Source organism: Comamonas thiooxydans, assembly GCF_002157685.2.
GTDB classification, from domain to species: Bacteria; Pseudomonadota; Gammaproteobacteria; order Burkholderiales; family Burkholderiaceae_C; genus Comamonas; species Comamonas testosteroni_H.
On the sequence record NZ_AP026738.1, the window covers coordinates 3256623 to 3279908 of the forward strand.

At 57.3% G+C, this 23286-nt stretch carries 28 protein-coding genes; 16 read left to right on the top strand and 12 right to left on the bottom strand.

The features are described 5' to 3' along the window. Position 1: 1 nt before the first annotated feature. From CTR2_RS15015 to CTR2_RS15045, 7 genes are all read right to left on the bottom strand, one after another. Complete coding sequence (locus tag CTR2_RS15015) at positions 2-1783, bottom strand: amidohydrolase (RefSeq protein WP_254913318.1); 1782 nt, start codon at positions 1781-1783, stop codon at positions 2-4. A gap of 825 nt (positions 1784-2608) precedes the next feature. Continuing rightward, a complete protein-coding gene (locus CTR2_RS15020; protein ID WP_087083047.1) occupies positions 2609-3301 on the bottom strand; it encodes a hydrolase in 693 nt (230 codons plus the stop codon). Between the two features lie 137 nt (positions 3302-3438). Continuing rightward, complete coding sequence (locus tag CTR2_RS15025; RefSeq protein ID WP_087083045.1) at positions 3439-4353, bottom strand: LysR substrate-binding domain-containing protein; 915 nt, start codon at positions 4351-4353, stop codon at positions 3439-3441. A 479-nt stretch (positions 4354-4832) separates the two neighbouring features. Then, positions 4833-5159 carry a response regulator gene (locus tag CTR2_RS15030; protein WP_176391634.1) on the bottom strand — a complete coding sequence of 109 codons (327 nt, stop codon included), beginning with the start codon at positions 5157-5159 and terminating at the stop codon, positions 4833-4835. A 156-nt stretch (positions 5160-5315) separates the two neighbouring features. Further along, positions 5316-5678: a histidine kinase dimerization/phospho-acceptor domain-containing protein gene (locus CTR2_RS15035; RefSeq protein WP_087083042.1), complete on the bottom strand. Its 363-nt coding sequence runs from the start codon at positions 5676-5678 to the stop codon at positions 5316-5318. Between the two features lie 157 nt (positions 5679-5835). Next, positions 5836-6468 carry a LysE family translocator gene (locus tag CTR2_RS15040; protein ID WP_087083040.1) on the bottom strand — a complete coding sequence of 211 codons (633 nt, stop codon included), beginning with the start codon at positions 6466-6468 and terminating at the stop codon, positions 5836-5838. A gap of 81 nt (positions 6469-6549) precedes the next feature. Beyond that, the gene (locus CTR2_RS15045; RefSeq protein ID WP_087083037.1) at positions 6550-7488 is read right to left on the bottom strand and encodes a DMT family transporter; all 939 of its coding nucleotides are present in this window, start codon (positions 7486-7488) and stop codon (positions 6550-6552) included. Between the two features lie 51 nt (positions 7489-7539). Between CTR2_RS15045 and CTR2_RS15050 the strand changes: the two genes are divergently transcribed. Then, entirely contained in the window at positions 7540-8421 is an 882-nt protein-coding gene (locus tag CTR2_RS15050; RefSeq protein ID WP_087083035.1) for a LysR family transcriptional regulator, read from the top strand. A gap of 165 nt (positions 8422-8586) precedes the next feature. On the opposite strand, the gene CTR2_RS15055 is transcribed toward CTR2_RS15050, so the two are convergent. After that, entirely contained in the window at positions 8587-8820 is a 234-nt protein-coding gene (locus tag CTR2_RS15055) for a hypothetical protein (protein ID WP_087083033.1), read from the bottom strand. Positions 8821-8989: 169 nt separating this feature from the next. Between CTR2_RS15055 and CTR2_RS15060 the strand changes: the two genes are divergently transcribed. From CTR2_RS15060 to CTR2_RS15070, 3 genes are all read left to right on the top strand, one after another. Continuing rightward, positions 8990-10381, top strand: coding sequence for an aminotransferase-like domain-containing protein (locus tag CTR2_RS15060; protein ID WP_176391633.1), 1392 nt, complete (start codon positions 8990-8992; stop codon positions 10379-10381). Positions 10382-10811: 430 nt separating this feature from the next. Beyond that, positions 10812-11660, top strand: coding sequence for a glyoxalase III HchA (gene hchA / locus CTR2_RS15065; protein WP_087083031.1), 849 nt, complete (start codon positions 10812-10814; stop codon positions 11658-11660). A 1-nt stretch (position 11661) separates the two neighbouring features. Continuing rightward, positions 11662-12381 (top strand): PA1136 family autoinducer-binding transcriptional regulator, encoded by a 720-nt coding sequence (locus CTR2_RS15070; RefSeq protein ID WP_087083029.1) that lies wholly within the window; start codon positions 11662-11664, stop codon positions 12379-12381. A gap of 116 nt (positions 12382-12497) precedes the next feature. Here the strand turns inward: CTR2_RS15070 and blaOXA are convergent, their stop codons facing one another. The 3 genes from blaOXA to CTR2_RS15085 form a co-directional block, all read right to left on the bottom strand. Then, positions 12498-13298 carry a class D beta-lactamase gene (gene blaOXA / locus CTR2_RS15075; RefSeq protein WP_254913317.1) on the bottom strand — a complete coding sequence of 267 codons (801 nt, stop codon included), beginning with the start codon at positions 13296-13298 and terminating at the stop codon, positions 12498-12500. Positions 13299-13498: 200 nt separating this feature from the next. Beyond that, complete coding sequence (locus CTR2_RS15080; protein ID WP_087083027.1) at positions 13499-13915, bottom strand: VOC family protein; 417 nt, start codon at positions 13913-13915, stop codon at positions 13499-13501. Between the two features lie 201 nt (positions 13916-14116). Continuing rightward, positions 14117-14638 carry a DMT family transporter gene (locus CTR2_RS15085; protein WP_087083025.1) on the bottom strand — a complete coding sequence of 174 codons (522 nt, stop codon included), beginning with the start codon at positions 14636-14638 and terminating at the stop codon, positions 14117-14119. A 98-nt stretch (positions 14639-14736) separates the two neighbouring features. Here CTR2_RS15085 and CTR2_RS15090 point away from each other — a divergent pair, with 98 nt between their 5' ends. The 3 genes from CTR2_RS15090 to CTR2_RS15100 all read left to right on the top strand — a co-directional run bounded on the left by CTR2_RS15090 (position 14737) and on the right by CTR2_RS15100 (position 16611). Next, positions 14737-15660: a LysR family transcriptional regulator gene (locus CTR2_RS15090; RefSeq protein ID WP_087083023.1), complete on the top strand. Its 924-nt coding sequence runs from the start codon at positions 14737-14739 to the stop codon at positions 15658-15660. Between the two features lie 128 nt (positions 15661-15788). Further along, positions 15789-16130 carry a hypothetical protein gene (locus tag CTR2_RS15095; protein ID WP_087083021.1) on the top strand — a complete coding sequence of 114 codons (342 nt, stop codon included), beginning with the start codon at positions 15789-15791 and terminating at the stop codon, positions 16128-16130. Between the two features lie 148 nt (positions 16131-16278). Next, on the top strand, positions 16279-16611 hold the full coding sequence (locus CTR2_RS15100) for a hypothetical protein (protein ID WP_087083019.1): 333 nt from the start codon (positions 16279-16281) through the stop codon (positions 16609-16611). Positions 16612-16830: 219 nt separating this feature from the next. On the opposite strand, the gene CTR2_RS15105 is transcribed toward CTR2_RS15100, so the two are convergent. After that, positions 16831-17079, bottom strand: coding sequence for a TOBE domain-containing protein (locus CTR2_RS15105; RefSeq protein WP_310220643.1), 249 nt, complete (start codon positions 17077-17079; stop codon positions 16831-16833). Between the two features lie 250 nt (positions 17080-17329). Here CTR2_RS15105 and CTR2_RS15110 point away from each other — a divergent pair, with 250 nt between their 5' ends. From CTR2_RS15110 to CTR2_RS15150, 9 genes are all read left to right on the top strand, one after another. Then, entirely contained in the window at positions 17330-17755 is a 426-nt protein-coding gene (locus tag CTR2_RS15110; protein WP_087083015.1) for a nuclear transport factor 2 family protein, read from the top strand. Between the two features lie 211 nt (positions 17756-17966). Beyond that, entirely contained in the window at positions 17967-18164 is a 198-nt protein-coding gene (locus tag CTR2_RS15115; protein WP_087083013.1) for a hypothetical protein, read from the top strand. A 603-nt stretch (positions 18165-18767) separates the two neighbouring features. Continuing rightward, positions 18768-19664 (top strand): hypothetical protein, encoded by an 897-nt coding sequence (locus CTR2_RS15120; RefSeq protein WP_087083011.1) that lies wholly within the window; start codon positions 18768-18770, stop codon positions 19662-19664. 205 nt (positions 19665-19869) lie between these two features. Next, positions 19870-20550 (top strand): hypothetical protein, encoded by a 681-nt coding sequence (locus CTR2_RS15125; protein ID WP_087083009.1) that lies wholly within the window; start codon positions 19870-19872, stop codon positions 20548-20550. Between the two features lie 99 nt (positions 20551-20649). Further along, complete coding sequence (locus CTR2_RS15130) at positions 20650-21144, top strand: MarR family winged helix-turn-helix transcriptional regulator (protein ID WP_087083007.1); 495 nt, start codon at positions 20650-20652, stop codon at positions 21142-21144. Next, a complete protein-coding gene (locus CTR2_RS15135; protein ID WP_087083005.1) occupies positions 21141-21914 on the top strand; it encodes a DNA alkylation repair protein in 774 nt (257 codons plus the stop codon). The genes CTR2_RS15130 and CTR2_RS15135 overlap by 4 nt, the downstream gene beginning before the upstream one ends. Before the next feature lie 10 nt (positions 21915-21924). Next, entirely contained in the window at positions 21925-22263 is a 339-nt protein-coding gene (locus tag CTR2_RS15140) for a DUF6616 family protein (protein ID WP_087083004.1), read from the top strand. Positions 22264-22542: 279 nt separating this feature from the next. After that, positions 22543-22953: a LexA family protein gene (locus CTR2_RS15145; RefSeq protein ID WP_087083002.1), complete on the top strand. Its 411-nt coding sequence runs from the start codon at positions 22543-22545 to the stop codon at positions 22951-22953. Between the two features lie 84 nt (positions 22954-23037). Beyond that, complete coding sequence (locus CTR2_RS15150) at positions 23038-23184, top strand: hypothetical protein (RefSeq protein ID WP_254913316.1); 147 nt, start codon at positions 23038-23040, stop codon at positions 23182-23184. Positions 23185-23286: the final 102 nt, after the last annotated feature.

The following is a 23286-nucleotide window of genomic DNA, read 5'->3' on the forward strand; positions in this document are numbered from 1 at the left end:
CTCACTTCCCGCTGGGCAAGCCCTTTGCCGTGTGTGCTGCAGGAGATTGATCATCAAGCCAGTCTTGACCGTGCACGGCATGCCCTCCGAGCAACGTCAGCAGCGATCGCGTGCGATGCAAATGATTGGCAGGGACACGCAGAGGATCTTGGTTGAGCACCGCAAGGTCTGCGAGTTTGCCTGCCACCAAGCTGCCGCGCGTGTCATCGGCAAAGGCCATCCACGCAGCATTGGCCGTATAGAGCTTCAAGGCCTGCTCTGGCGTCAACAGCAGATCAGAGCGACGCTGCACTGCCCCCCTGAGCGACCGCCCCGTGACCTGGTATTCGATGGCTTGCCAAACACCGGCTACGCCAATGCGGGTGGCGTCGGTGCCGCCAGCGACCATCATGCCCAGGTCAAGGGCTATCTTGGTGGGAGGCGTCTGCTCGGCCACCTGGCGGCCGTTCTCGGCAAGAATCGCAGGCGCCTCGAAGTAAGGCCCCATCTGAACACTGTAGCCCAGTCCCAGCTCGTGCATGCGCTTGAGCGTCGGCAAGGAGCCGGTGTTCAGGTGTGCAAGCGACCACCGAAAATTCTTGACCGGGTGAATGCGTGCCACATCCTCAATGGCGTCGAGAATGGATCGCGCGCTGTCATCGGTATAGGCATGCAACTCGAGAGGAATTCCACGTTGGGCCGCAAAACCGAGAACTTTGCGCATTTCCTGCTGATCACCTCTCGGCGAGGTGAAGCCAGGCCCCATGCGAACCGCGTCATTCATTGCTGAGACCAGGTTTTCGCCCAGGCCCAGGAACGCGATGTAGCCATCATCATGAACTGGTGGGCGATATTCCATGTGCGTCTGCACCCAAGCTGTCTCGTTACCGCCTGGAGGAACAAACAGGCGGTACCCTACCCTCACACTCAATTCCTTTTGTCGGTGCAATGCAAACAAGGGCTCAAAGGCAGATGGACCTCCCGCCGAAGGATCGATGAAACCTGTCACACCGTGTGCATTCAGGTCCTTAAAAAAGGCCCGAAGATTCTCCTGCTGATCCAACCCACGGCTAATTTGGGCAAACAGCATGTTGAATGGCCCGATGCCACCCAGCAGCCTACCTGTCGCCTTCCCTGCGGCATCGCGCTCGACAGTGATGCCCCGGGGAACTTTAGGTTGTGGCGTATCGAGAGCCAACACCTCGATGCCGCGCTGATTGACCAGGGCATAGTCGTACAGCGACTGCACGTAGGCGGGGTGGTCGGGAAGCATATTGTTGAGATCGAGCACCGTGGGCGCGCGCTTCTCGGAAAACTGCTCAGGTATCCATGAACCAACCACCGCCACCCATTGGTCTGCAGCCCGTCCTTGAGCAGCGCGCTGCATGCGCTGCATCCCCTCTCGCAAGCTCGACACGTCGTACCAGTAGGTCTCGAACAGGTAGCTCTGTCCGCCACGAATGCCGTGCAGGTGCGCATCGATCAAGCCCGGGATCACTGTTTTCCCGTGCACATCAAGGATGCGAGTATTCGGGCCGATGTGCGGCCGAACATCGGCATCGCTGCCCACCGCATTCAGGTACTGGCCCTTGATGGCGATGGCTGTAGCCTTAGGATGTGCCGGATCCATGGTCAGCACCCGGGCATTGCGGATAACGATGTCTGCCGCAGGACTATTGGTAGCTTTCGACACGGATCCCGGGCCGACCTGTGCATGGACCTGCACGGTGCCCAGAGAGTAAATTGCAAGAAACGCGTGCAAGGCTAAGCGACGCGTCACCGAATGGGTAGCGATGTTTTTCATGTTGGAATACCTCCCGTGGATGAACCAGCCCGGCGGTCGGGAAATCGCCAAGCCTCGAAGAAGCGTCATGAACCCCATAGCACCCAGAATTGCGGCGAGCCGCGAGATGGCTGGCTTGCTCCATCAGCCTGCACACCGCGATCACCGGCAAAATCCGCACAGAACTACATTTCAAAGCCTTGGCCAGCACACATGATGCGAACCGAGCTCCAGATGTGCACTTAAACAGTGCTTCCACTCCCGGCTGATAGGGCCCAGCATGCCGGTTACCGCTCCTTGCGAACGTTGAATTGCGTCGATCAGCGCCCCCAATTTGGAGACGCATGTCCAACCTTGCTAAGCAACATGTGTGCTGACATGAACAGCAGAAACATCACAAATGTGGGTTTGAGCAATCATCTCGCTAAGTTCGTTGCTAGCAGGCGGCGGCAATGACCGTCAGGCTGAACGGAACCACCTAGCGCATCAGCGTCCGCAGGTGATTGCCAGGGTCGAGTGATGGAGCCTGCTCGGGCAAACGGCACCACGGCCATAGAAGTTCAATAGCTACCAGAGGTACTGCTTCATATGACGCGCCAAATTACGGCTGGAACAAGGTCAAAAGTAGGACAGCAATCTGTGCCATGCCTGCCCCCATCAGGCCCACAAACAATCCGTCGGCCAAGCCAGCCAATGGAAAATCAGGATTGAGGTGGTTGGTGACATAGCAGTTTGCGCGGATGCCAAGGTGCAGCACTGCAAAAAACTGCGCGCTCGGTCAATTGCCAGACGCACGAGGCGTCCAGCAACTCGTTTCGAGACAAGGCGTGGATGCTTGACGCTGGTTTACTTGCGCTGCGAGTCCAGCACTTCTTGGTTCTGCACCACTTCTTGAGCTTTGGTATAGCTCTCGATCAGCAACTGATAGTTCGGGAAGATGCCCGTATAAGCCTTTGCCCATTCAGCAGCATCATCACGGTTCCAGGTCTTCTGTAATTCAGAGGCCACGGCTGCGGTATCGATGGGAACCACGCCAGCCTGCATCATGCGAGCCAGGGTAATTTCTTCTGCCATCTTGGAGTAAGTCCCAGAAGCGTCAACCACTGCAAATACCTGATATCCATCAGCCACGGCAGCGATCGATGGAAAAGCCATGCAAACGCTGGTAATGGTGCCTGCAATGATCAGTTGCTTCTTGCCTGTTTCTTTTACGGCCTGTACGAAATCTGGATTGTCCCAAGCATTTATTTCTCCCTTGCGGGCGACATATCTGGCGTGTGGAGCGTTCTCATGAATCTCGGGGATCAGCGGACCATTTGGGCCTTGCGGCACAGAAGCTGTGGTGATGACTGGGATCTTCGACAAAGTCGCAATCCTGGCCAGCGTGGCCGCAAGGCGGCGCAGCGTGGTAAACGGCATGTCGTGTACCGTCTGGAACAGGCCACTTTGGTGATCAATCAACAACATTGCAACGTTATCAGGATCAATGACCGGCTTTGCACCGTTGAAATTTGCAGGGATGGCTACTTGACTGTTCATGATGGAGGCTCCTGGAGAAGTGACTGCATCCCGTCGACCGAGCCGTACTGGTCATGCTTGGCGACTGGTTGCCGAAGCACTTTAGCCCGCACAAATATCAGACGGTAGTCCTTGATTTGACGTAGGAGCGTTCTATTTCAGGAACACTGACGTGGAGCAGCCGAATCCTTGTCGAACCGTTCGACTAAAAAGTCCAAAAACTTACGCACCGCAGGCTGTAGGCCTCGCCTAGTTGGAAATACAGCATGAATGAGAGCGCCCTTGGAGCTCCATTCGGGCAAAAGTCGTACTAACTCTCCTCGCTCCAGTTCTTCCTCAAGAATCATCAAAGGTAGGTGAACGATCCCCATGCCGGCAATTGCAGCTGCTCGAAGCGAATACATATCGTCTGTGACGAATCGAGGTCTATGGGCGATCAATGCAGTCACTCCACCTGGTCCAATGAGGTGCCATTTGTGATCGCGGTCATCACTCAGACTAGGCATGTCAACGAGGTCAGTTGGAACAGTCGGCATCGGGAAGCGTTGGCAGAAACTTGGGCTCGCTACGAGGCACCAATCGCGCTGCGCGAGCTTTCGCATCGCTAGGCTACTGTCCTCTAGTGGAGGCGTACGTGCCCGGATCGCAATGTCATAGCCTTCTGCAACGAGATCGACAGGGCGATTGATACCTTTCAGATGAACTTCAACCTTCGGATTTAGTGACATGAACTCAACCACAATGCTTGTGACCCGCGAGTGAAGCAGGGCAATTGGACAGCAGACGCGAATGACTCCACATGGCTCGCTAAAGACCTGCTCCACTTCTTCTTGAGCTGCCTTTGCGCTCAGCAGCATCGCTTTACAGTGACGGTAATAGTTCGCACCTATATCCGTCACGGAGAAATGTCGGGTGGAGCGATGAAGTAGCCTCACGCCAAGACGCACTTCCAACGATGCAATACGCCGACTCAGCTTGGACTTAGGCTCTCCCAGCGCTCGTGAGGCTGGAGCAAAGCCTCCATGGTCCACCACATGAGCGAAGTACATGAGATCGTTGAGGTCTTGTTGCATATTTTTCGGTTTTTGAACTACCCCGAAGTGCTCGGAAATTTCATGGCTTGAGTCGGCGACCAACGCGGTTTTCCGACTTACTACGCATTGATAGTAGTTGCGCACGGCTTCTGACGGGAGGATTTAACCGCTGGATGCGAGCAGACAATTACGGTTACACCACGCACTCATTCGAGTGCCGTGAGCTTCCCGGCCCTTTTCGTTTGCTATGGCGGTTCGGGTGCTAGTCAGTCGGCTCCGTTCAATGACCGGTGCTCATTTGAGATCTGTCATTGGTAGATGGGTTGCCTTTGCACTCGAAATGGCTGGTAAATGGGCGCCACCGATCATTCATTATGCTGGCGTGAACTACTGCAACCGCTGGTGGAGGCTCGAACACCGGCAACGGGTCAAAACCGCCTGTAACAACAATGGGCAAGCGGTCGCCAGAGTTGCACTATCGAGTCATGCAATCCCCTTGACCGCACACCCGCAATCGCTCAGCCTCTAATAAGAGCCGCGGACTCGCGAATCATACTGGCCATGTCCTCTTCGCGGATGGGCCTGCAAAGCACCTCATCGGCGCTGGCAGCCATATAGCGCTGCCGTTCCGCATCTTCAATGCTGGCGGTCAGTGCCACGGTCCGGCAGCGAGGTCGAGCCTCGCTGGTTTCGCGTGCGCGCACTCTAGAGCTCAATTCGGCGCCATTCATATGGGTCATCTGGCCGTCCGTGACGATCAGATCGAAATCCGTCTCGGCGCATCGCTCCCTGGCCTGAACGCCATCCTCGGCAACATCGGGGACCACACCTTGATCGGACATCATGCCTTTTTCAGCATTCCGCCCTCGGCGCTTCCAGCCGCTGTCAGGGCAATGCCCCCGTGAGCGGTGAACTTGACGGCGTTGCTGAAGATAGGCCATGCCTCGGACCAGGACAGCCATATCCTCAATCAAGGGCCTGAGCGCCACCGCTTTGGGACTCTAGTGGATCAGGCCTGACTCGATCCGGTCGAGATCCAGCACCTTGTTGAGCAGTAGCAGCATGGTCTGTGCCGCATCCTGAGCCGCTGGCAGGCTGCCATCCTCGGTGGCCGCTCCCTGGCTTCGCTGCCGAGCCATATCCAGCAGGCCGGTGATTGCGGCAAGAGGCGTGCGAACTTCATGGGTCATGATGGCGAGGAACTGGGCCTTGACTTGATTGGCGGCTTCGGCACGCGGTTCCGCACGCCTTGCCCGGCGAACCTGACAGGTCAGGTATATCCCCCAGGTCAGCGAGATCGTGGCCGCCAGGCCGAGTGCGCCCGCCACCCGCCAAGGTGCCTGTCGATGCTCGTCCCCAGCCATCGGCAGGATGTCCAGGCTCCCAGTTGCACATCAGTTCCGCCACATCTTCTGGCGTGATTGCAAGCCAGGCTTTCCCCAGGATCGCAACCAGCTCAGGCTACTGCGCCTGTATCGCCATGGCGACGCGGGGCGTGTCGTCGTCCAATTCGGCGAGGTGCTATTTCCTTGCTTCGGTCAACATACGAACGGCCAAGCCAGCGAGAACCGTTCCCATCAGCCACCGCTGAACCAAGATCCAGGTCGGACGACCGGAAAGAAATACTGCTATCGATCCTGCAAGCATGGCGATCGTGGCGTTCACACTGACGCTGATCACAATCTGGGTGAAGCCCAGAACCAGGGATTGCGAGAGCACGCTGCCATGTTCAGGGCTGATGAATTGAGGCAGCAGTGACAGATACATCACGGCGATCTTCGGGTTGAGAAGATTGGTCAGGAACCCCATCAGGAACAGCTTCTTTGGGCCGTCCTGCGGAAGGTTCTTGACTTCGAACGGAGAGCGGCCACCCGGCTTGACGGCTTGCCATGCCAGATAGACCAGGTACAGAGCCCCGCCAATGCGCAACCCATCGTAGGCATACGGTACCGCCATGACGATTGCCGTAATGCCCAGTGCCGCGCACATCATGTAGAACACGAAACCGAGAGCAACTCCCCCCAGGGAGATAAGCCCGGCGGCACGCCCCTGGCATATCGATCGGGAAATCAAATAAACCATGTTCGGTCCTGGAGTGAGGACCATTCCAAGGGAAATAAGGCCGAAAGCCAGCCAATTCTCAAAGCCAGGCATGATGGTTTCTTAAGTGTTGTTGCATTTGAATATATCAGTCGAGGTCTGCTCCAGACCGAAAGCAGCAGCACTCGACCCGAATCAGGCAGCCGCAGAGAGAGCGGCTCTCTCCAGTCGTATGCGCCCTATATTCATCAACAACATACCGAAGATGGCCGTAGCGCCGCCTCCCAGCAGCGAGCTGGTAATGGGCTCTCCGAGCCAGAAGCTGGACAGCAGCATGCCAAACAGCGGCACCAGGGACATATACGCGGCTGCCGCGCCAGCACCCAGCTCCTGGACGCCCTTCAAGTACCAGGCGTAAGCCAAGGCCGTAGCGCCCAGGGCCAGGGCCACAACGCTGTACCAGGCAGCGGCAGGGGCTTTTGCCAGGCCAGTCCAGGCGGACGACCCCTCCAGAGCGATGCTGGCCATAAGAAGCAGTCCAGCACCAATGAGTGCGGTTGCCGTCGTCGTGGTCAGCGCATCCACACGGGCCAGAACGATGCGTCCTATCAGGGTATAGGCAACCCAGCATACGGCGCAGCCAAGCAGCAGCCACTCTCCCACGCCGGACGATGAAGACACCAGGTCCCCCAAAGAACCGCCGCTCAGCGCATACAGGGCGCCCGTCACGGCTAGCCCCAAACCCAGGCACATGATGGTGTTCACGCGTTCACGAAACAGCAGCGCTGCGAACAGCATGGTCAGGACCGGGTTGAGCGCCACCACCATGGCCGCCTTGCCTGCGGGCACCGTCTTGAGTGCTTGCAAGAAGAACACGGAGTAGCCCAGCACGCCTACGGCAGAAGCGCAGGCCAGGCTCGCCCATTGGCGAGGCCCCAGAACACGCAACGCACCAATGCGCCCGCTGCGGTACAGCCACAGCACCAGCAGGAAACCAGCCAGAAAGAAGCGCAGGCTGGCCGCAGCCAGCGGAGGCATGGCTTGCGCGACGATGCGTCCCCAGGGCCAGGAAGCGCCCCACAGGGCAGCCATGCCGATCAATCCCAAATGGGTGGAAGTTCGTAATGTGTTCATGAGAGGTTACTATCTGATAATCCGTATTCATCGTCGAATGAGTAAAAACTCATGACATTCACGCAACTCGAAGTCTTTGCAGCGCTCGCCCGAGTCGGCAGCTTCTCTCGCGCAGCGGGTGTGCTGGGTATTTCCCAGAGCGGCGTCAGCCATGCCATCAAGCAGTTGGAGACAGCGCTGGGCGTCACGCTTTTCAATCGAGAAGGAGCAGTGGCAACACTGACCGACGTGGGCGCCAGGCTACTGAGCCGCGCCAATGACATCCTTCAGCAAAAAGAGGCATTGCAGCAGGAAGCCGATGCGGAGCATGGCATTGCCCGGGGCACCTTGCGCATCGCATCTTTTGGAGCCACCTCGTCGCTGCGTCTGCTGCCGAAGCTCCTAGCGCGTTTTCAGCAGAAGCACCCCCTGGTCGAGGTGCACATTGAGGAAGCCATAGACGACACAGTCGTTCAGTGGCTGTTGGAGCGGCGTGTGGAGCTGGGCTTTGTCGTCTTGCCCGACGAGCGCTTCGACACCCTGACCCTGGCCGAAGATGAGCTGGTGGCGGTGCTGCCTGCTGCGCACCCCCTGGCGTCCCAATCGGCCATCGCTGCCATGAGCTTTCATGGACAGCCCTTTATCCGTACCAGCGCAGGCTCAGGCCCCCATATCGATGCATTTTTGGCCAGCCAGGGCGCCTCACCCAGAACTCTGTTCAAGTTTGAGCAGCTCACCTCAATGATGGGCTTTGTAGCGCAAGGCGAGGCAGTCACCATTGCCGCACGTCTGGCTCTGCCCGAGCCCCCGGCAGGTGTTGTCTACCGCCCGTTAAAGCCCCGTTGTCGCCGGAAAATCGCGTTGGCCGCGCTGAGCTTTGACAAGCTCTCGCCCGCTGCTTTGGCTTTTGTCGAACTGGCCCGGAAAAGCAGGGATAGCCTGACGATTGAATAAACCTCGTCATCCGAAGCAAGTGGTCTCCCGAATGCCTGGAGCCAAAGGTAACCTGCAAAGGCCACGCAAGGCAGATTGCCATTTCCGACAAGGCAGCCAGTCATGGCCGTCCGATGAATGCCAGGTTCATTGCATGACTGGATATCGGCCAACCAGTCTTCGCCGTCATGGCAGGCTCAAGTCCATGCCGAGCATACTGGCAAGGCCGAAGGTGAACAGCAACACACACAGCAGCGCCAGCATGAAGGCGGCAGCCACCTTGCCGCCCGTGCGCAGCAGCGCGCGCCTGTCCATCCCCTTCTTGCCTTGGTCGTAATGCCACTTGATGGCGAAGAACATGCACGCGCCGAAGATGAGAACCTTGAACGTAACAAAGATTACAGGGACCCAATCGATCATTTTGAAAATTTCCAGCCTATGACTTGACACTGTCTATCGTGAGGAACACCGCTTCCCTAAGGAGAGAGGCGAAGACGTCGGCGATTGCCATACAAGAATGGGATCGCTACACGCTCTGAGGCATATTACTTAAAAGCAATTTCCATACATTGAGACAAAATGTCTGCGTATGAAAACCATACAAGATGATAGTTTGCCAGTTTGGCTGCCGCGATTGGCCGTGCATGGCGGGCCACGCTTCTTGCAGATTGCAGATGCCTTGCAGGCGGCAATGGCAGACGGGTCGCTGAAGCCGGGTGATCGTCTGCCCCCGCAGCGCCAGTTGGCAGCACAGCTGAACCTCGACCTGACGACGGTCACGCGCGCATACGACGAAGCCAGACGCCGCCATCTACTGGAGGGCCGCGGCGCGCGAGGTACTTATGTCGCGGCACCGAGAATTGAACTGACCTCGGTCCTCGACCTGAGCATGAACACACCTCCTCCACCCGCTGGTGTCGACTTCGACGACCTGCTGAAACAAGGCCTTTCTCAGGTAATGATGGGGGCAGACACCGCACTGCTGATGACTTACCACCTGGGCGGAGGAAGCGACTCCGACCGTAAGGCAGGAGCCAGATGGCTGGAACCGATGTTTGGAACTCTGGATTCAGCACAGGTTGTTGTCTGTCCGGGCGCTCAAGCTGCAATTGCCGCATTGATCCTGGCGCTGACGAAGCCTGGCGATGTGATACTGACAGAGCCAGCAAGCTATCCGGGCCTGCGTACTGCTGCGACCCAGCTAGGCCGACGCATCGTTGCGGTGGAAGCGGACCAGCAGGGGATGGTGCCCGAGATGCTGAAGCAGGCCTGCCATCAGCACCAGCCTGGGCTGGTCTACCTCAACCCTACATTGCAGAACCCGACCGCCATCACCATTCCGGGGCACCGGCGAAAAGAGCTCGCCAACATCGCGAAACGCTGCAATGTACGCATTGTTGAGGACGATCCCTACTGGCTGCTTGCCGATGCACCGCCACCACCTATTGCCACGTTTGCCCCGGAACAGGTGCCCTACATCTCGACCCTGTCGAAATGCCTGACGCCCGGCTTGCGCGTCGCCTTCGTGCTCATACCTGATCAGCATGAGCGCGAACGCTTCCTGGTCGCGCTCAGGTCATTTGCGCTGATGGTCGCTCCTCTGACGGCCGCACTGGCCACACAGTGGATTCTCGACGGTTCGGCCGCCGCCTTGATGGAGGGCGTACGCAAGGAGGCGCGTCTGCGCCACTGGATGGCAAGGGATATTCTTGCGGGAAGGTACAGCGGCACCGGAGACGGCCTGCATGTATGGCTCGAGTTGCCAGGGTATTGGAACTCCTCACAGCTTGCGCGTGCGGCCGACAGCGAAGGAATCGCAGTCACGCCGGCGGAGGCATTCGCCACCGGCAGCGGCTCCGTCAATGCCATTCGCATCTCGCTGGGCAGCATCAAGGACCGTGGACGCTTGCAGACGGGCCTTCAAAGGCTGTCTCATCTGCTTGCACGAAGGCCCGAGCCATTCAACACTGCGGTGGTTTAAGTGCCCGGGAAAGACGGCGCACCTTTCAGGAGCTCCCTCAATGCGGCTGCATCCAGGCCGACTCAACCATCGACTGCTCCGGCCTTTTTCGCAGAGGACTCATACGGCCGCGACATGTGGTCGTTCTACGTTGAGCGGATGGACTGCAGCTTTCCGTTTGCAACAAGCACTCTGGCATCTCTGGCCATCCGGTGCTGCCGACATTGCCCTCTTACGCCATCACCACAAGGCCGGTCAGCGTTGATCAGATTGGGAAGGAGAGCCATGCACAACAGAGCGCTGCATATGATGAGTTCGTGATTCTGCACACTTGCTTTGCAAGTACACGCCGCCGACTTCGCCCGACCCGCGTTGACGGAAATCCCTCATTGCCACAGGTTTCTTGCCGCCGCATTGTTGTGCACTCCGCAAACTACCCCAGAGGTGCCCTATGGCTGAATCATCGACTCCCGACAAGCAACCGCAACCCGATCCGGCCGAACTCAATGCGTTCTTTCCTTCCCCCTACTCACTCAGCCAGTTCACGTCGCCCAAGTCCGACCTGAGCGGCGCCGACTACGCGAAAACCTATCAAGGCAACAAGAAGATCCTGATGATCGGCGCAGACGAGCGCTACCTGCTGACCGACAACGGCAGCTTCTTCTCCACCGGCAACCACCCGGTCGAGACACTGCTGCCCATGTACCACCTGGACAAGGCGGGCTTCGCGTTCGATGTGGCAACGGTGTCGGGAAATCCCGTCAAGTTCGAGTTCTGGGCAATGCCTTCCGAAGACGAGACGGTCAAAGGCTTCTTCAACAAGTACCACTCGCAATTCAAGGAGCCGCTGCGCCTGTCGACGGTGCTTGAGCAAGGGCTGGAGCAGTATGCCGCCATCTTCGTCCCCGGCGGGCATGGCGCGCTGATCGGCATCCCCGACAGCCGTGACGTAGGTGCGGTGCTGGAATGGGCTGCGGCCAACAACCGGTTCGTCATCTCTCTGTGTCACGGACCTGCTGCCTTCCTCGCGGTTGGCGACAGCGACATCTACCGAGGCTACAAGATCTGCGCCTTCCCCGACGCACTTGATGCGCAGACCCCGGCCATCGGCTACATGCCGGGTCACCTGACCTGGAAGTTCGGCGAAAGGCTAGAGGCCCTGGGTTTCGAGATCGTCAACGACGGCATCTCGGGTGCCGTGCACCGGGACCGCCATCTGATCACTGGCGACAGCCCTCTGGCTGGCAATGCTCTTGGCAAGCTCGCGGCCGAAACCTTGCTCAAGGAAGTCACGGCCTGAGATGAGCACCACAATCGCGCAGGCGGCATTCCACGGAGCCCTCGCCATCGAGGGCGCCCGCAGCCTCGCCACAATCCAGGATACGGTGCGTGCGGTCGGCGTGCCGCTGGGGTACGACCGTTTTGTGCTGTTCTCGGCTTCCAGCGCTCGGGACGATGCGGTGAAGCGCATCTACTGGATCGAAGGCGACTGGTTCGGCACGGGCGCACCTGTCGATGCTGAAACCTACGTGCGGCACTGCCCGGTGACGCGCCATATCCTGGAGACGAACCAGCCCTTCTTCTGGACCAAAACGAACGGTGCTCAGGGCGAGCGTTACAGCGTCGTCCGCGCGCCGCAGGGCCCGGGTATCCACGGCCTGCAAGTGCCTGTATTCGGCCTCTTGGGGCTGGAAGGCGCGATGAGCCTGGGCGGCGAGCGCATCGATGCCTCGCCGCAGGCCCGGCTGGCGCTGGAGCTGATCGCCCACACAGCATTCCGCACGGCGCGCAGGCTGCTTGAACTGCCCGCGCAAGAGGAGCTCGGCCCCCTATCCGATCGCGAACGTGAGGTGCTCGCATGGACGGCCGCCGGCCGGCGGCAGACGGAGATTGCCGCAACCCTCGGCCTGTCCGAACGCACTGTGGAAAACCACCTGCGCCGCATCCGCAAGCGCCTGGGCGTTGCCACGACGGCGCAGGCCATTCGCGTAGCGATCCGCAACGGAGAGATCGTCGCCTGACTATCAATGTCGGCTCACATCTCCAATGTCCCTTTGGAACATGCAAACAGGGGCAGGAACCGGCCGCAAGAGCTCTTCAAGACATGACCCTGCCGCCTTCTGCTCCCGGTCCAGATCTATGCTGAAGTGGGTAGCGCTTTAATGGAGCGCAGAACATTGCGTGTGACGCTTTGCCGTTTGGCAAGGTCGGCAAGTCTGTTGGGAGTGTCCATGTTCAAGGCGAAGAAGACGGGGCCACTGGGCCACTCTACCCAGCCCACCCACCAGCCGATTTTTCCGGTCCAACCCGTTTTTGCACGCAGTATCCAGTCAGGCCCCGCTTCATTGACCATCACGTCCTTCACAAGCCGCTGGTGCTCGACCTGGAAAGGCAGTTGATTGCGGTAAAGCCGTTGCAGGAAAACAATCTGCTCGAAGGATGAGATGGCGAGGTCGCCCTCAACCCAGAATGGCTTGTCGCCAGTGGCGAGCGCATTGCCATACTCAATCTTTCGCATATAGGCGGTCTCGCGTGCATCGCCGAGTTCCTTGGCGAAGCGCTCATACACCCAGACGGTGGAGTTCCTCATCGCGGAGCGCAGATTCTGGTCCACGTTCCAGGCCTCCACAGGTCGTTTCACACCATCCCATTGAATGGGCTGAAATTCGTCACGTAGCAGCCCTGCATCAAGCGCAAACAGGCTGTGCGGAATCTTGAAGGTAGAGGCTGGCGAGTAACGCCGACCGGAGCGCGACACGTTGTAGACGTAGGTAGCTTCAGAGTTATCGCGTGCATCGAGAACAACAATGCTACCTTGCACATCGACTTCTGTGAAAAACCGAGACCACTCGGTCATTTCTTGAAGCTGGGGACCAGCCGCCGTCACTTGAGCAAACCCTGCGGCCAGGGCGGATAAGACCAAACTACGTCGATTCATGCGGCTAGTTTAAAGGTCAAACGAACTCGTCCTGAGGTGGCCGGGACAGTGGCGGTGCCACCTTGTCGCAATGGGGAGCATCTCTTGCAGGCCGGACAGCGGCAGCCGCAATCGCTTGAATCCACAGCCAGAGGCTGTCTTTCGACCAACCAGCTCGGGAATAGCGAGCACTCCGGGAGTTCGGACTGCCGCCTGAGTTGTCAATCGGCGCTCGCAGGCCCTTTAAGTTCAAGCTGATTGCCGTCCGGGTCTTTGCAGTAAATGGACAGGCCCATGCCGTCAGCGCCAAAGCGTTGCACCGCCCCATCAGCCTCGAGACCATGACCAGCCAAATGGGTGAGTATGGCTTGCTCATCAAAAGGCTCGATACGCAGACAAAAATGATCGACGTTTCTGCGCTCGCCTGAAGCCGCAGCTCCCCCCGCACGGCCTAAAGGGCCCTCAACATTCACCAGGTCAATCATGGATGCACCAGCTCGCAGGTGAACCATACCCAAATCCTCGCGACGCTTCACCAAGGTACAGCCCAGGACCGTTTGGTAGAAGCGGATGCTGCGCTCCAGGTCGGTGACGCGCAACACGATGTGATCAATGTGCTGAATACTGAATCTGCTCATGGCGATCTCCTGCTCCAGTCATGCACACTCCTAATCGTATGCACTTGGTGTAATTGAACCCCAGACGTTCGGCGAGCGTCAGGGACATTTTTCTCGATCCTCGCATTGAGCATTTCGGCGTGAGGCGCTGATTTCCATTTCCTTTCGAGAAGTGTTCAGCGCACTGGCGCCACGCCAATGGGTCAATCACTATTTTTGCGCTCAAGCCACGCCCACGCTGGAGGTAACGGGGATCGCAGCGGCGGCAAGCCTGGCTGCTCCTGCTCCCTGGATCAAGAACACCCCGCCAAGAATCAGGAGCACACCCAGCACACGCATGACGTTGATGGGCTTGGGCTCCAGCCCCATGACACCGAAGTGATCGATCAATACCGCCACGACCATCTGTCCTGCGACTACGGCAACCAGAAATCCGCCGGCACCCAGTTTGGGTATCAAGGCTGCAGCACTGGCGACATAAACAGCTCCCAGGACACCGCCGATCCACAACCACCATGGACCGTGAAACGCAGTGCTGAAATTCGGCATGGGGGCTTTGACCAGAATCAGCATGGGCACCATCACGGCCAGGCTGATCACCAGCGATGTGGCGGCCCCCCAGAAAGGGTGACCAAGAGCACGGCCTACGTTGGCATTTGCAGCGGCCTGAAAAGGCAGGATGGCCCCCGCCAGCAAGGCCATGCCCAGTGAGGTGACCGTCATCAATGCCATCTTGCTGTTCATATCTGCTACTCCTTCAAACGTCTACAAGCAATGTTTGAATGGTCTCGCATACGGATTAATTATGGAAATCGTTTATATGCACGTTTACTATTCTTCATATGGATGATCTGCGCCGTATCGACCTCAATCTGCTGCTGGCACTTCACGCGTTGCTGACCGAGAAGCACGTGACCAGGGCTGCCGTACGCCTGCACAAGAGCCAACCGGCAGTGAGTCATTCGCTAGCTCTGCTGCGCGAGCATTTCAATGACCCATTGCTGGTGCGCAAGCAGGGGAAGCTGGAGCTGACGGCCCGAGGCAATGGGCTGCTGCAACCACTCTCGGAGGCTTTGGGCAGCCTCAATACTCTGCTGGGAACGCCTCAGTTCGATCCACTGCAGGCACAACGACGATTCAGGCTGTCACTGTCCGACTATGCGGCTCGTCTGGTACTTCCAGACCTGATGCGATATGTCCGCAAACATGCGCCCGGCTTTGACTTCGCCATCAGTCAGGCCAGCCGGGATGCCATGCTGGTACAGCTAGCCGATGGTGAATTGGATCTGGCTCTGGGGATCTTTCCCGATCTTGCACAAGACATCCAGGTCGAAACACTGTTCGAAGAGGATTTCATCTGTCTCGCAGACAAGGCCGTCAGTCCGGAAAAAGGAGGACTGTCGCTAGAGGAATGGCTGACGCGCCCTCATGTCATGCTGGCATTGAGGCCGGATGCGAACGACGAGATCGAGCGAGCACTCGCAGCCAAGGGACTTAAAAGGAGGATTGCGGTGGCCTTGCCACACTGGAGCGCTGCGGTTGAATTGCTGCCAGGTACCGATCTGGTTCTGACGATTGCCCGTCGTGCTGTCGGCCCGCTGCGTTCATTTAAGAATCTACGGCAGTTTGCGCCTCCACGCCAATTGCAGCTACCGAGAATGGCGTACCAGCAGGCCTGGCATGCGCGAAAGCACAATGATCCTGCGCTGGCCTGGCTCAGGCTTGCTGTGATGAACAGCTGCAAACCGAATGCTGGCGAGCAGTGAGGTGCCACAAGTCGCGACTTTTGCGGTAATTTTTCTTCAGCCTCCCGGACGCTGCCGATGACTGCAATGGGTAGCTGATTCAATCGGACAATAGCGGTCTTTTGCCCATTGCATCCTGGTATGTGACGATGAACTCCAAACAATTTGTTGAAAACTGGGTCAACCTCAAATCAGAACTTCTTTTGTCTTTCATGAATGCTCATGAGGAGTCGGAAGTCGCAGCGAGGATCAAGGCTCTAGATCTCACGCCCAAGCAGCACGAGCAACTGCGAGCGATTCTGGATGCGGTGCTGAGAGACACCATGTATACCTTGCTGCTGGGACTTGATGGCGCCGCGAGCACTGGAGATGAGCAACAAACGTACATGCTGCATGATGAGAGCGGCAATCTCATCTCTGATAGCGGTGAGCTGGAAGCAGCTGCATGGGAAGCCTTTCACGGGCAGGATCAGGCACCTGAGGACGATTGACAAACCATGCCCAGCAGCTGGCCTGGGTCGTTTGCAGTCCTGAATTCATCAGTGAAGTAGGCGTAACTACGCGCTCTTGGCGCTTGCATCTCTTCAATGCGCTCGACTATGCTGGTTACATTGAGTCACGCAGCGCTAGGAGGGAACTTTGCCAAGCATTGAAGTTTTTGAAAAGCTCACTGGTCGCAAATTTTCGGATGCAGAGCTCTTGCATACAAAGGTGCTCGCTTTCCCCGAAGAGGGCAAAAAGAGAGTTGTCTATGGACTGCTGGCCGAGGCTATCGACATTGACTACTCTCAAAAGTCACTTTTTGAGCTTGGCGAGCAAATAAGGCTGGCCCTGTCCAATATTGAGCGCCTTGCACCCAAAGCCTTCATTGGTCAGAACATTCGTGTGTACGAGGGCGGCAACCACCTGGACATCATCAATGATGGAGTTGGGAGCATGGGCTGGTTGATTGTGGAAGACCACCTGACTTGATTGGACCTCAACGCCCCGGAATTCAGAAGCGCAGCAATCCCTTGTCCGGCTTCTGATGCCTGTTGAGTGTCTGCGCAAACGTCGCCGTGCTACCCGCTGCGCCGGTCTGGAGGCCGTTGCTTGCGGAAGAAGATTTCAACTTAGCGCGTCCAATTGATCTGAACTGGCTGAATCAGAAAGGCTCCTCTAGGAGCCTCTTTGCTTAGACAGAAGAACTCTTTAATCCACAGCAACCATTACCGACGACGCTTTAATGAAGGCATATGCGTTGTCGCCCTCTTTCAACCCCAGGGACTGGGCCGACGTCGAGGTGATAGAGGACGTGACTCTCACACCAGGGGCAACTTCCAGTGTCAATTCCGTGCTGACTGGACCCGTGACAATCGAGATAACCTTGCCTTGCAAGACATTGCGAGCACTGATTTTCATAGTATCTGTATCTGAAGAAGTGACGACGGACAAGAGCATATATTCAGCGACTCAATGGCTGTAGAAGCTTTGCCATATAGAAGTCCTATCAGCAACTGTATGACTGCAGGGGCCGAGCAGCGACAGCCGCAATCGGTTGTCGGCTGCGGACACTCGCCAGCCTTTGTGAGTCAAATGTTCCTCAAAAAGTACCGCTACATGCGCGATAGTCGATACAGACGATGCCCAACCGGTCGATGCACGTATTGTCCTGATTGGTTCAAATCATGACTTCCAAACGGAGCCAGCAATGACACTTCAGGACATCTCGGACAAGGTAGAAATCAACGAGCTCCTGGCACGGTACTGTCATGCTTTAGACGAAAAGGATTGGCACTCCTTTCAAGCGATATTTCTTTCTGATGCGATTTTGGACTTCACCGCTTTTGGTGGACCCAAAGGCTCTCCTGCCGAGCTGCAAGAATTTTTTTTACCAATCCTTGGCAGCCTGGCCTCGACACAGCACACAGTCTCCACCGTCAAAATTGATCTGGCAGGAAATAGCGCCACCGCCCGATCTGCGGCCATCGTCCCCATGACGGGCAGGACGCCTGAAGGCAAAGAAACCACTTTTGTAAGCGGCCTTTGGTATGAAGACAGCTTTGAACGCACAAATGATGGCTGGAAGATCAAATCACGAAAGCAAGTTCGCAGTTGGACCGCAAATATGGCCTGATCACACGCTTTGGCGCAAGCCTGCGAGTTCTCGCATTGCTTGGTGTGCAGCCGTTGCGATCGCTCCCAAGTAGTCAAAAGCACCCTAGGATAGCGGCTTAAGTTTCGCTTCAGTAGTCGCTAGACCTTACTCACCGAATCATTGCCCAGCGCGGCACGACAAGTGACTCCTGTTTCAGGCATCGCTTCTGGCAAGAGTATTCAGAGTCTTCTTGACCACAACACTTGGCTTGCTATGGCTTTTGGTGCCTCACAACGTCGCCGCTATCGTCTTCGCGATAGCCTTGGCTTGTGTCTTGGCAGCAATTTTTCTTTTCGTTCGCAGCAATCAATGGAAGATTGAGGCCTTAGCCAAGAAAAGAGACTTGGGAGCCATCAAGCAATTGCCAATCGGCAAGCAGCGAAATTGATTGCAGTGATTTACATGGACAACTGCTAGCCAGCAGTTAAAGTCTGCCTGGATTCAACCGGTTGATGCAACGCATTCGCTAGAGCCGCCAACACAACCCTTGATACGTCGTTGCTTCGCTTTATCGTACTTATATATTGCGCGGCTTCGCGCCTCGTCTCAACCGATCGCCCACCATCAGACCGGTCAGCAGCAGCCGACACAGACGGTCAACTTAACCGGAATCCCCAACCTTCAAGGTCTGCGGCATCGGTGCCTATACGATGGGAATCGAACCGATCAGACCGGGGTTTAAGGGGGTGTAACCGGCCCATCTCCCTCTGAGAGACATCATTTCAATTCCCGTCGCTCCCCCCTAAACTCCCCAAAAAACTCCCCTGATGCCTCAATGTTCACAGACACCCTACTCTGCCTAGTTGTTGACGCGTGGTTTTGCAGAACCAAAGTATGTAATCAACTGTGGAGTCAACTGATCAACGCAACCCAACGATATCTTTCCGAGCTGATTCTCGGGAAATCAAGGAAGGAAGGTGATAGGCTGTAGTTTTTAACTCGCAGATTCCCGAAGTGGCCTGCGATTCTACGTCAACTGTCTGAGGGATCAATGCGCCTTTATCGTCACATCACTGCTAACGACATTCAATTAGAAGCGTTTCCCTTCAAGCGAGAGCTGTCTATGGAAGCATATTTGATCGACAACGAGGGAGTGCTAGCTCTCGATGACGAAGTCTTTACCAATGTAGAAATAATTGGCGCCGAGATACAACTCAAGCAGGGACAAATAAGTAAGGATACAGATGGTCGTATTGACATCCTAGCCACATACTCTCAGGAGTATATCGCCATCGTAGAGCTCAAACTCGGTCACTTGGAAAGAAAACATCTTTCTCAGTTAGAGGGCTATCTTCTGCAAAAAGGCCAGATACTCGAAAACCAGCCAAACATCCTAAGCAGTGACAGTGTGCCGAGCCCAAAGTGGATTGGCGTCTTAGTTGGAGCAACTATAGACTCAGAGCTTGCAAATGAATTTAGTCAAGGCTATCAGACAACGGATGGCACACCCATCGCTGCGCTAACCCTCCAACGATTTCGTGGTTCTGATGGCAGCGTTTTTGTCAGCACTGACTCCTATTTCAAGCTCCCCTCCAACAAAGACGCTACCAAGTACCATTTTGATGGCAAGGTATACGGAAAAGGACGCCTCGTCCTCGCAATCGTAAAGCGCTATGTTGAATTGAACCCTTCCATTACATTCGCTGAGCTTGAAAGAGCATTTCCAAGTACGTGCCAAGGATCAAGCGGCGTAATAGCTACAGCCGATCAGGCAAACAGCATTTACACAACTTCTGGACGTAAGCGCCATTTCTTGGACCCAAGTGATCTGATACAGCTCCAAGACAGCCTAGCAGCAGTCAGCAACCAATGGGGTATTGGCAACATTGATAGTCTTGTCAGGCGTGCGACAAACCTTGGGTTCTTGGTGAGCGCTACAAATTGCTAGACTCACAAGAATAGGTGCTTGCTTCAACGGATCACAGCCGTCGAACTGGCGATCCCAAGCAGACACAGACGCCCAGATCACGAGCGTTACGCAGCATCAGTTCCTCCAACCAGTCCAGAATCGCAATGTGGCGAGCCATCCCCATATTGCCGCTGACACCACCTTGCGTTAGCCTGCACGCTCCACTATTGCTCAGGAGCCTGCCATGTCCCGTCGTTTGGTTCTTTCTGCCAGCACCGCCCTTGCGGCTGCCGCACTGATTGTGGGTTGCGGCGCCATGGGGGCGTCGGGCGGCAACCCCATGGGCTTCTTCATCACCAGCACCAACCCCGGCAAGGGCGGCGACCTGGGCGGGCTGGCCGGGGCCGACCGCTACTGCCAGTCGCTGGCCGCAAGCGTCGGCGCGGGCAACAAGACCTGGCGCGCCTACCTGAGCAATGCGGCACTGGATGGGCAACCCGCTGTCAATGCGCGCGATCGCATCGGCAACGGCCCGTGGCGCAACGCCAAGGGCGTGGTCATTGCCACCAGCGTGGCCGACCTGCACAGCGCCAATGCCAAGGTCGGCAAGGACACCTCGCTAACCGAAAAGGGCGAAGTCGTCTCGGGCTTTGGCGACGAGGTCAACCGCCACGACATCCTCACCGGCTCGCGCTTGGACGGCACTGTGGCCGTGCCCGAGCCCGGCAAGGACACCACCTGCGACAACTGGACCAAGAGTGACGGCGGCTCTGCCATCGTGGGACACCACGACCACAAAGGCACCAACCCAGACCCTGTGGCCAACGCCTCGTGGAACTCGTCTCACGGCACACGCGGCTGCAGCGTCGAGCAACTCCAGCAAAGTGGCAGCGCCGGGCTGATGTACTGCTTCGCGACCAACTGAGCGGGATGAAAGCGCGGGCTTCGGCCCGCACAAGTGCCTGCTACTCACGAAGTGAACTTACTCATATAATTAGCCACCATATTATATTTTGGCTAACTAATGAAGCTTGAACAGAAGTACCAGGCGCTAATTGAAGAAGCGCAACGACGCGATCTTCCCGATGTGGATGGCATTCAGCTGTGTTTTCAAGTGCTGTCGATGGCTGCAAACATCGACCGCGACTGTGCTGCTTTGCTGGCCCCTCATGGTTTGTCTGAGGGGCGCTTTGTGCTGTTGTTCCTTCTCGATGTGGCACCTGACGGACTCGCACCCAACGCGCTGGCCGAACAGGCTGGCGTGACCCGCGCCACGGTGACCGGCCTCCTAGACGGACTGGAGCGTGAAGGTCTGATTGAACGTCACGCCAACGCCGAAGACCGCCGGGCACTGTGCATTCGGCTCACCTCAAAAGGAAAACAGCTCGCCAGTACCGTTATCGACCAGCATGGCCGGTGGATTGCAGGCCTGTTTGGCAACCTGTCTGCACCTGAACGAAAGCAGCTGGCAGCGCTGCTGGAGAAAGTACGAGGCCCTAAATCGGACGTTGAATCATGAAGGACCCAGTCCGCAAGGGGGCGACGCGCACCGCTGACATTCCTCGGGACGTTCTGCATGCGCTATCGCGCGGGGAGTTGCAATGTGCAACGCTGACTGAATGCCTGGCAGTCGACCAGGCCGTACTGGCACGAACACTCTTTCCGGCACTTACGGTCCAAGCACTGAACACGATCGATGAAGCCTGCCAGCTGGGTGTGCTCAAACGCATGGCCCGTATCGGCGCAGTCTTGCTGGAGGCCCTGGGTACTGAAGGCATTGCACAGTGCCAAACGCACCGCGCCGATATGGCACGCGGCTGGGCGTGTTTCATGGTCGGTGCTCAGCCTCACCTAGATCTCGGTGTACGGCTGGCCGCAATGCGCCCGCTGGCAGACGATGCCCATTTTGGTGTGCGTGAATGGGCTTGGATGGCGATGCGGCCGCACCTGGTGCAAGACCTAGCTGCGGCTATCGCACAGCTGATGCCATGGACACAAGATCCTTCTGAGCGTGTCCGACGATTCGCGTGCGAGGTTTTGCGTCCCCGCGGTGTGTGGAGCACGCATATCTCACAGCTCAAACGCTCGCCTGAACAAGCGCTGCCTTTGCTCTCAGCTCTGAAGAGCGACCCTTCGGTCTACGTGCAGGACTCGGTCGCCAACTGGCTCAATGATGCCGCCAAGGACCAGCCAGCCTGGGTGCGTGACACCTGTGCCCAATGGCTTCAAAGCTCCCAAACCGCCGCCACACATCGTATATGTCAACGCGCACTGCGCAATCTCAAGTGAAAGTGGAACCATGTCTCATTACCTCGTAGAGCTCTACACCCCCAATTCGGCTTGGCTCGCACTGCCCGCCGAACAAAGGCAACACTTTCTCGGCGGCATCGGACTCGCATTAAGTCAACTCTCCAGCCTCGGTGTCGAAGTCCTCTCTCTGGCAGAAACGGACTCCAACATCGACCAAGGATCCGCGCATAAATTCCTTGGCATTTGGCGCTTTCCTGACCAGGCCGCTCGTGACGCCCTGCTGGCGGGCATCAAAGCCAGCGGCTGGTACGACTACTTTGACCATGTGAATGCAGCCAGTACTGCAGGGGCGGCGGATATTCACTTGGCTGCTCTAGCTGCCGCGTAGCGCAGTAATTCCGATAATGCCGTTATGCATCTGCAATGCATGCGGCTAGTCATTTTCTAGTGCCCGCTAATGCCCGCTTAATGGCCACCAGCCACAGTCGCCACTGCGGGCTGGCCAGCCTTCGGCGCAGCATATGCAACACAACATTGGTCCCTGGCTTCGCACAGAACCGGGCACAAGATCGCGTGGAAAGCATGCGACATCAATGTGGATTCACAACACCTGAGCCGCATCAACCGCTACACTGTACATATGCACAGTCATCGTCTTATGAGTGGTATGCCCGTCCAACTGATCGCGTCCCCGGTTACTTTGCCGCTGGCTGATCGCAGCGCGCTTGCAGGCTCGCCCGCCAATGACTTTGCAGGCAAGCGGCTGGATATTACAGACCTGCTGGTCACGCACTCCAAGGCCACGTTTGTGCTGCGCGTGGCCGGCCCGTCCATGCAGGAACACGGCATCGATGACGGCGATATCGTCGTGGTGGACAGGGAGTTGCGCGCCCGTGATGGCAGCATCGTCGTGGCGGTTGTCGACCGCGAACTAGTCATCAGAGTGCTGGACAGCGAGGGCGACACCTGCAAGCTCAAGGCAGGCGCCCCCACCTACCCCGACATCGTGCCGCCAGAAGGGCAGACGCTGGAAATCTGGGGTGTCGTCACCAGTTGCATCAAGCGCTTTGCAAGGTGAACACATGCGCCCCGACGGCGCCATGGCCGTGCCCGAGCCACTACCTGCGGCAACTGGACCAAGAGCGACGGCGGATCCGCCATCGTGGGCCACCACGACCACAAGGGCACCAACCCCGACCCTGTGGCCAATGCCTCGTGGAACTCATCGCACGGCACGCGCGGCTGCAGCATAGACCAGCTCAAACAGAGCGGCAGCGCCGGGCTGATGTACTGCTTTGCGACCAACTGACCTCGGTTAAAGTGCGGGCCTAAGTCCGTTTATAGGTCACAACGATCAAGGGGCACATCGAATGTAACGCCCAGCAGTAGATTAACTAGCCCAGGCCCTGCC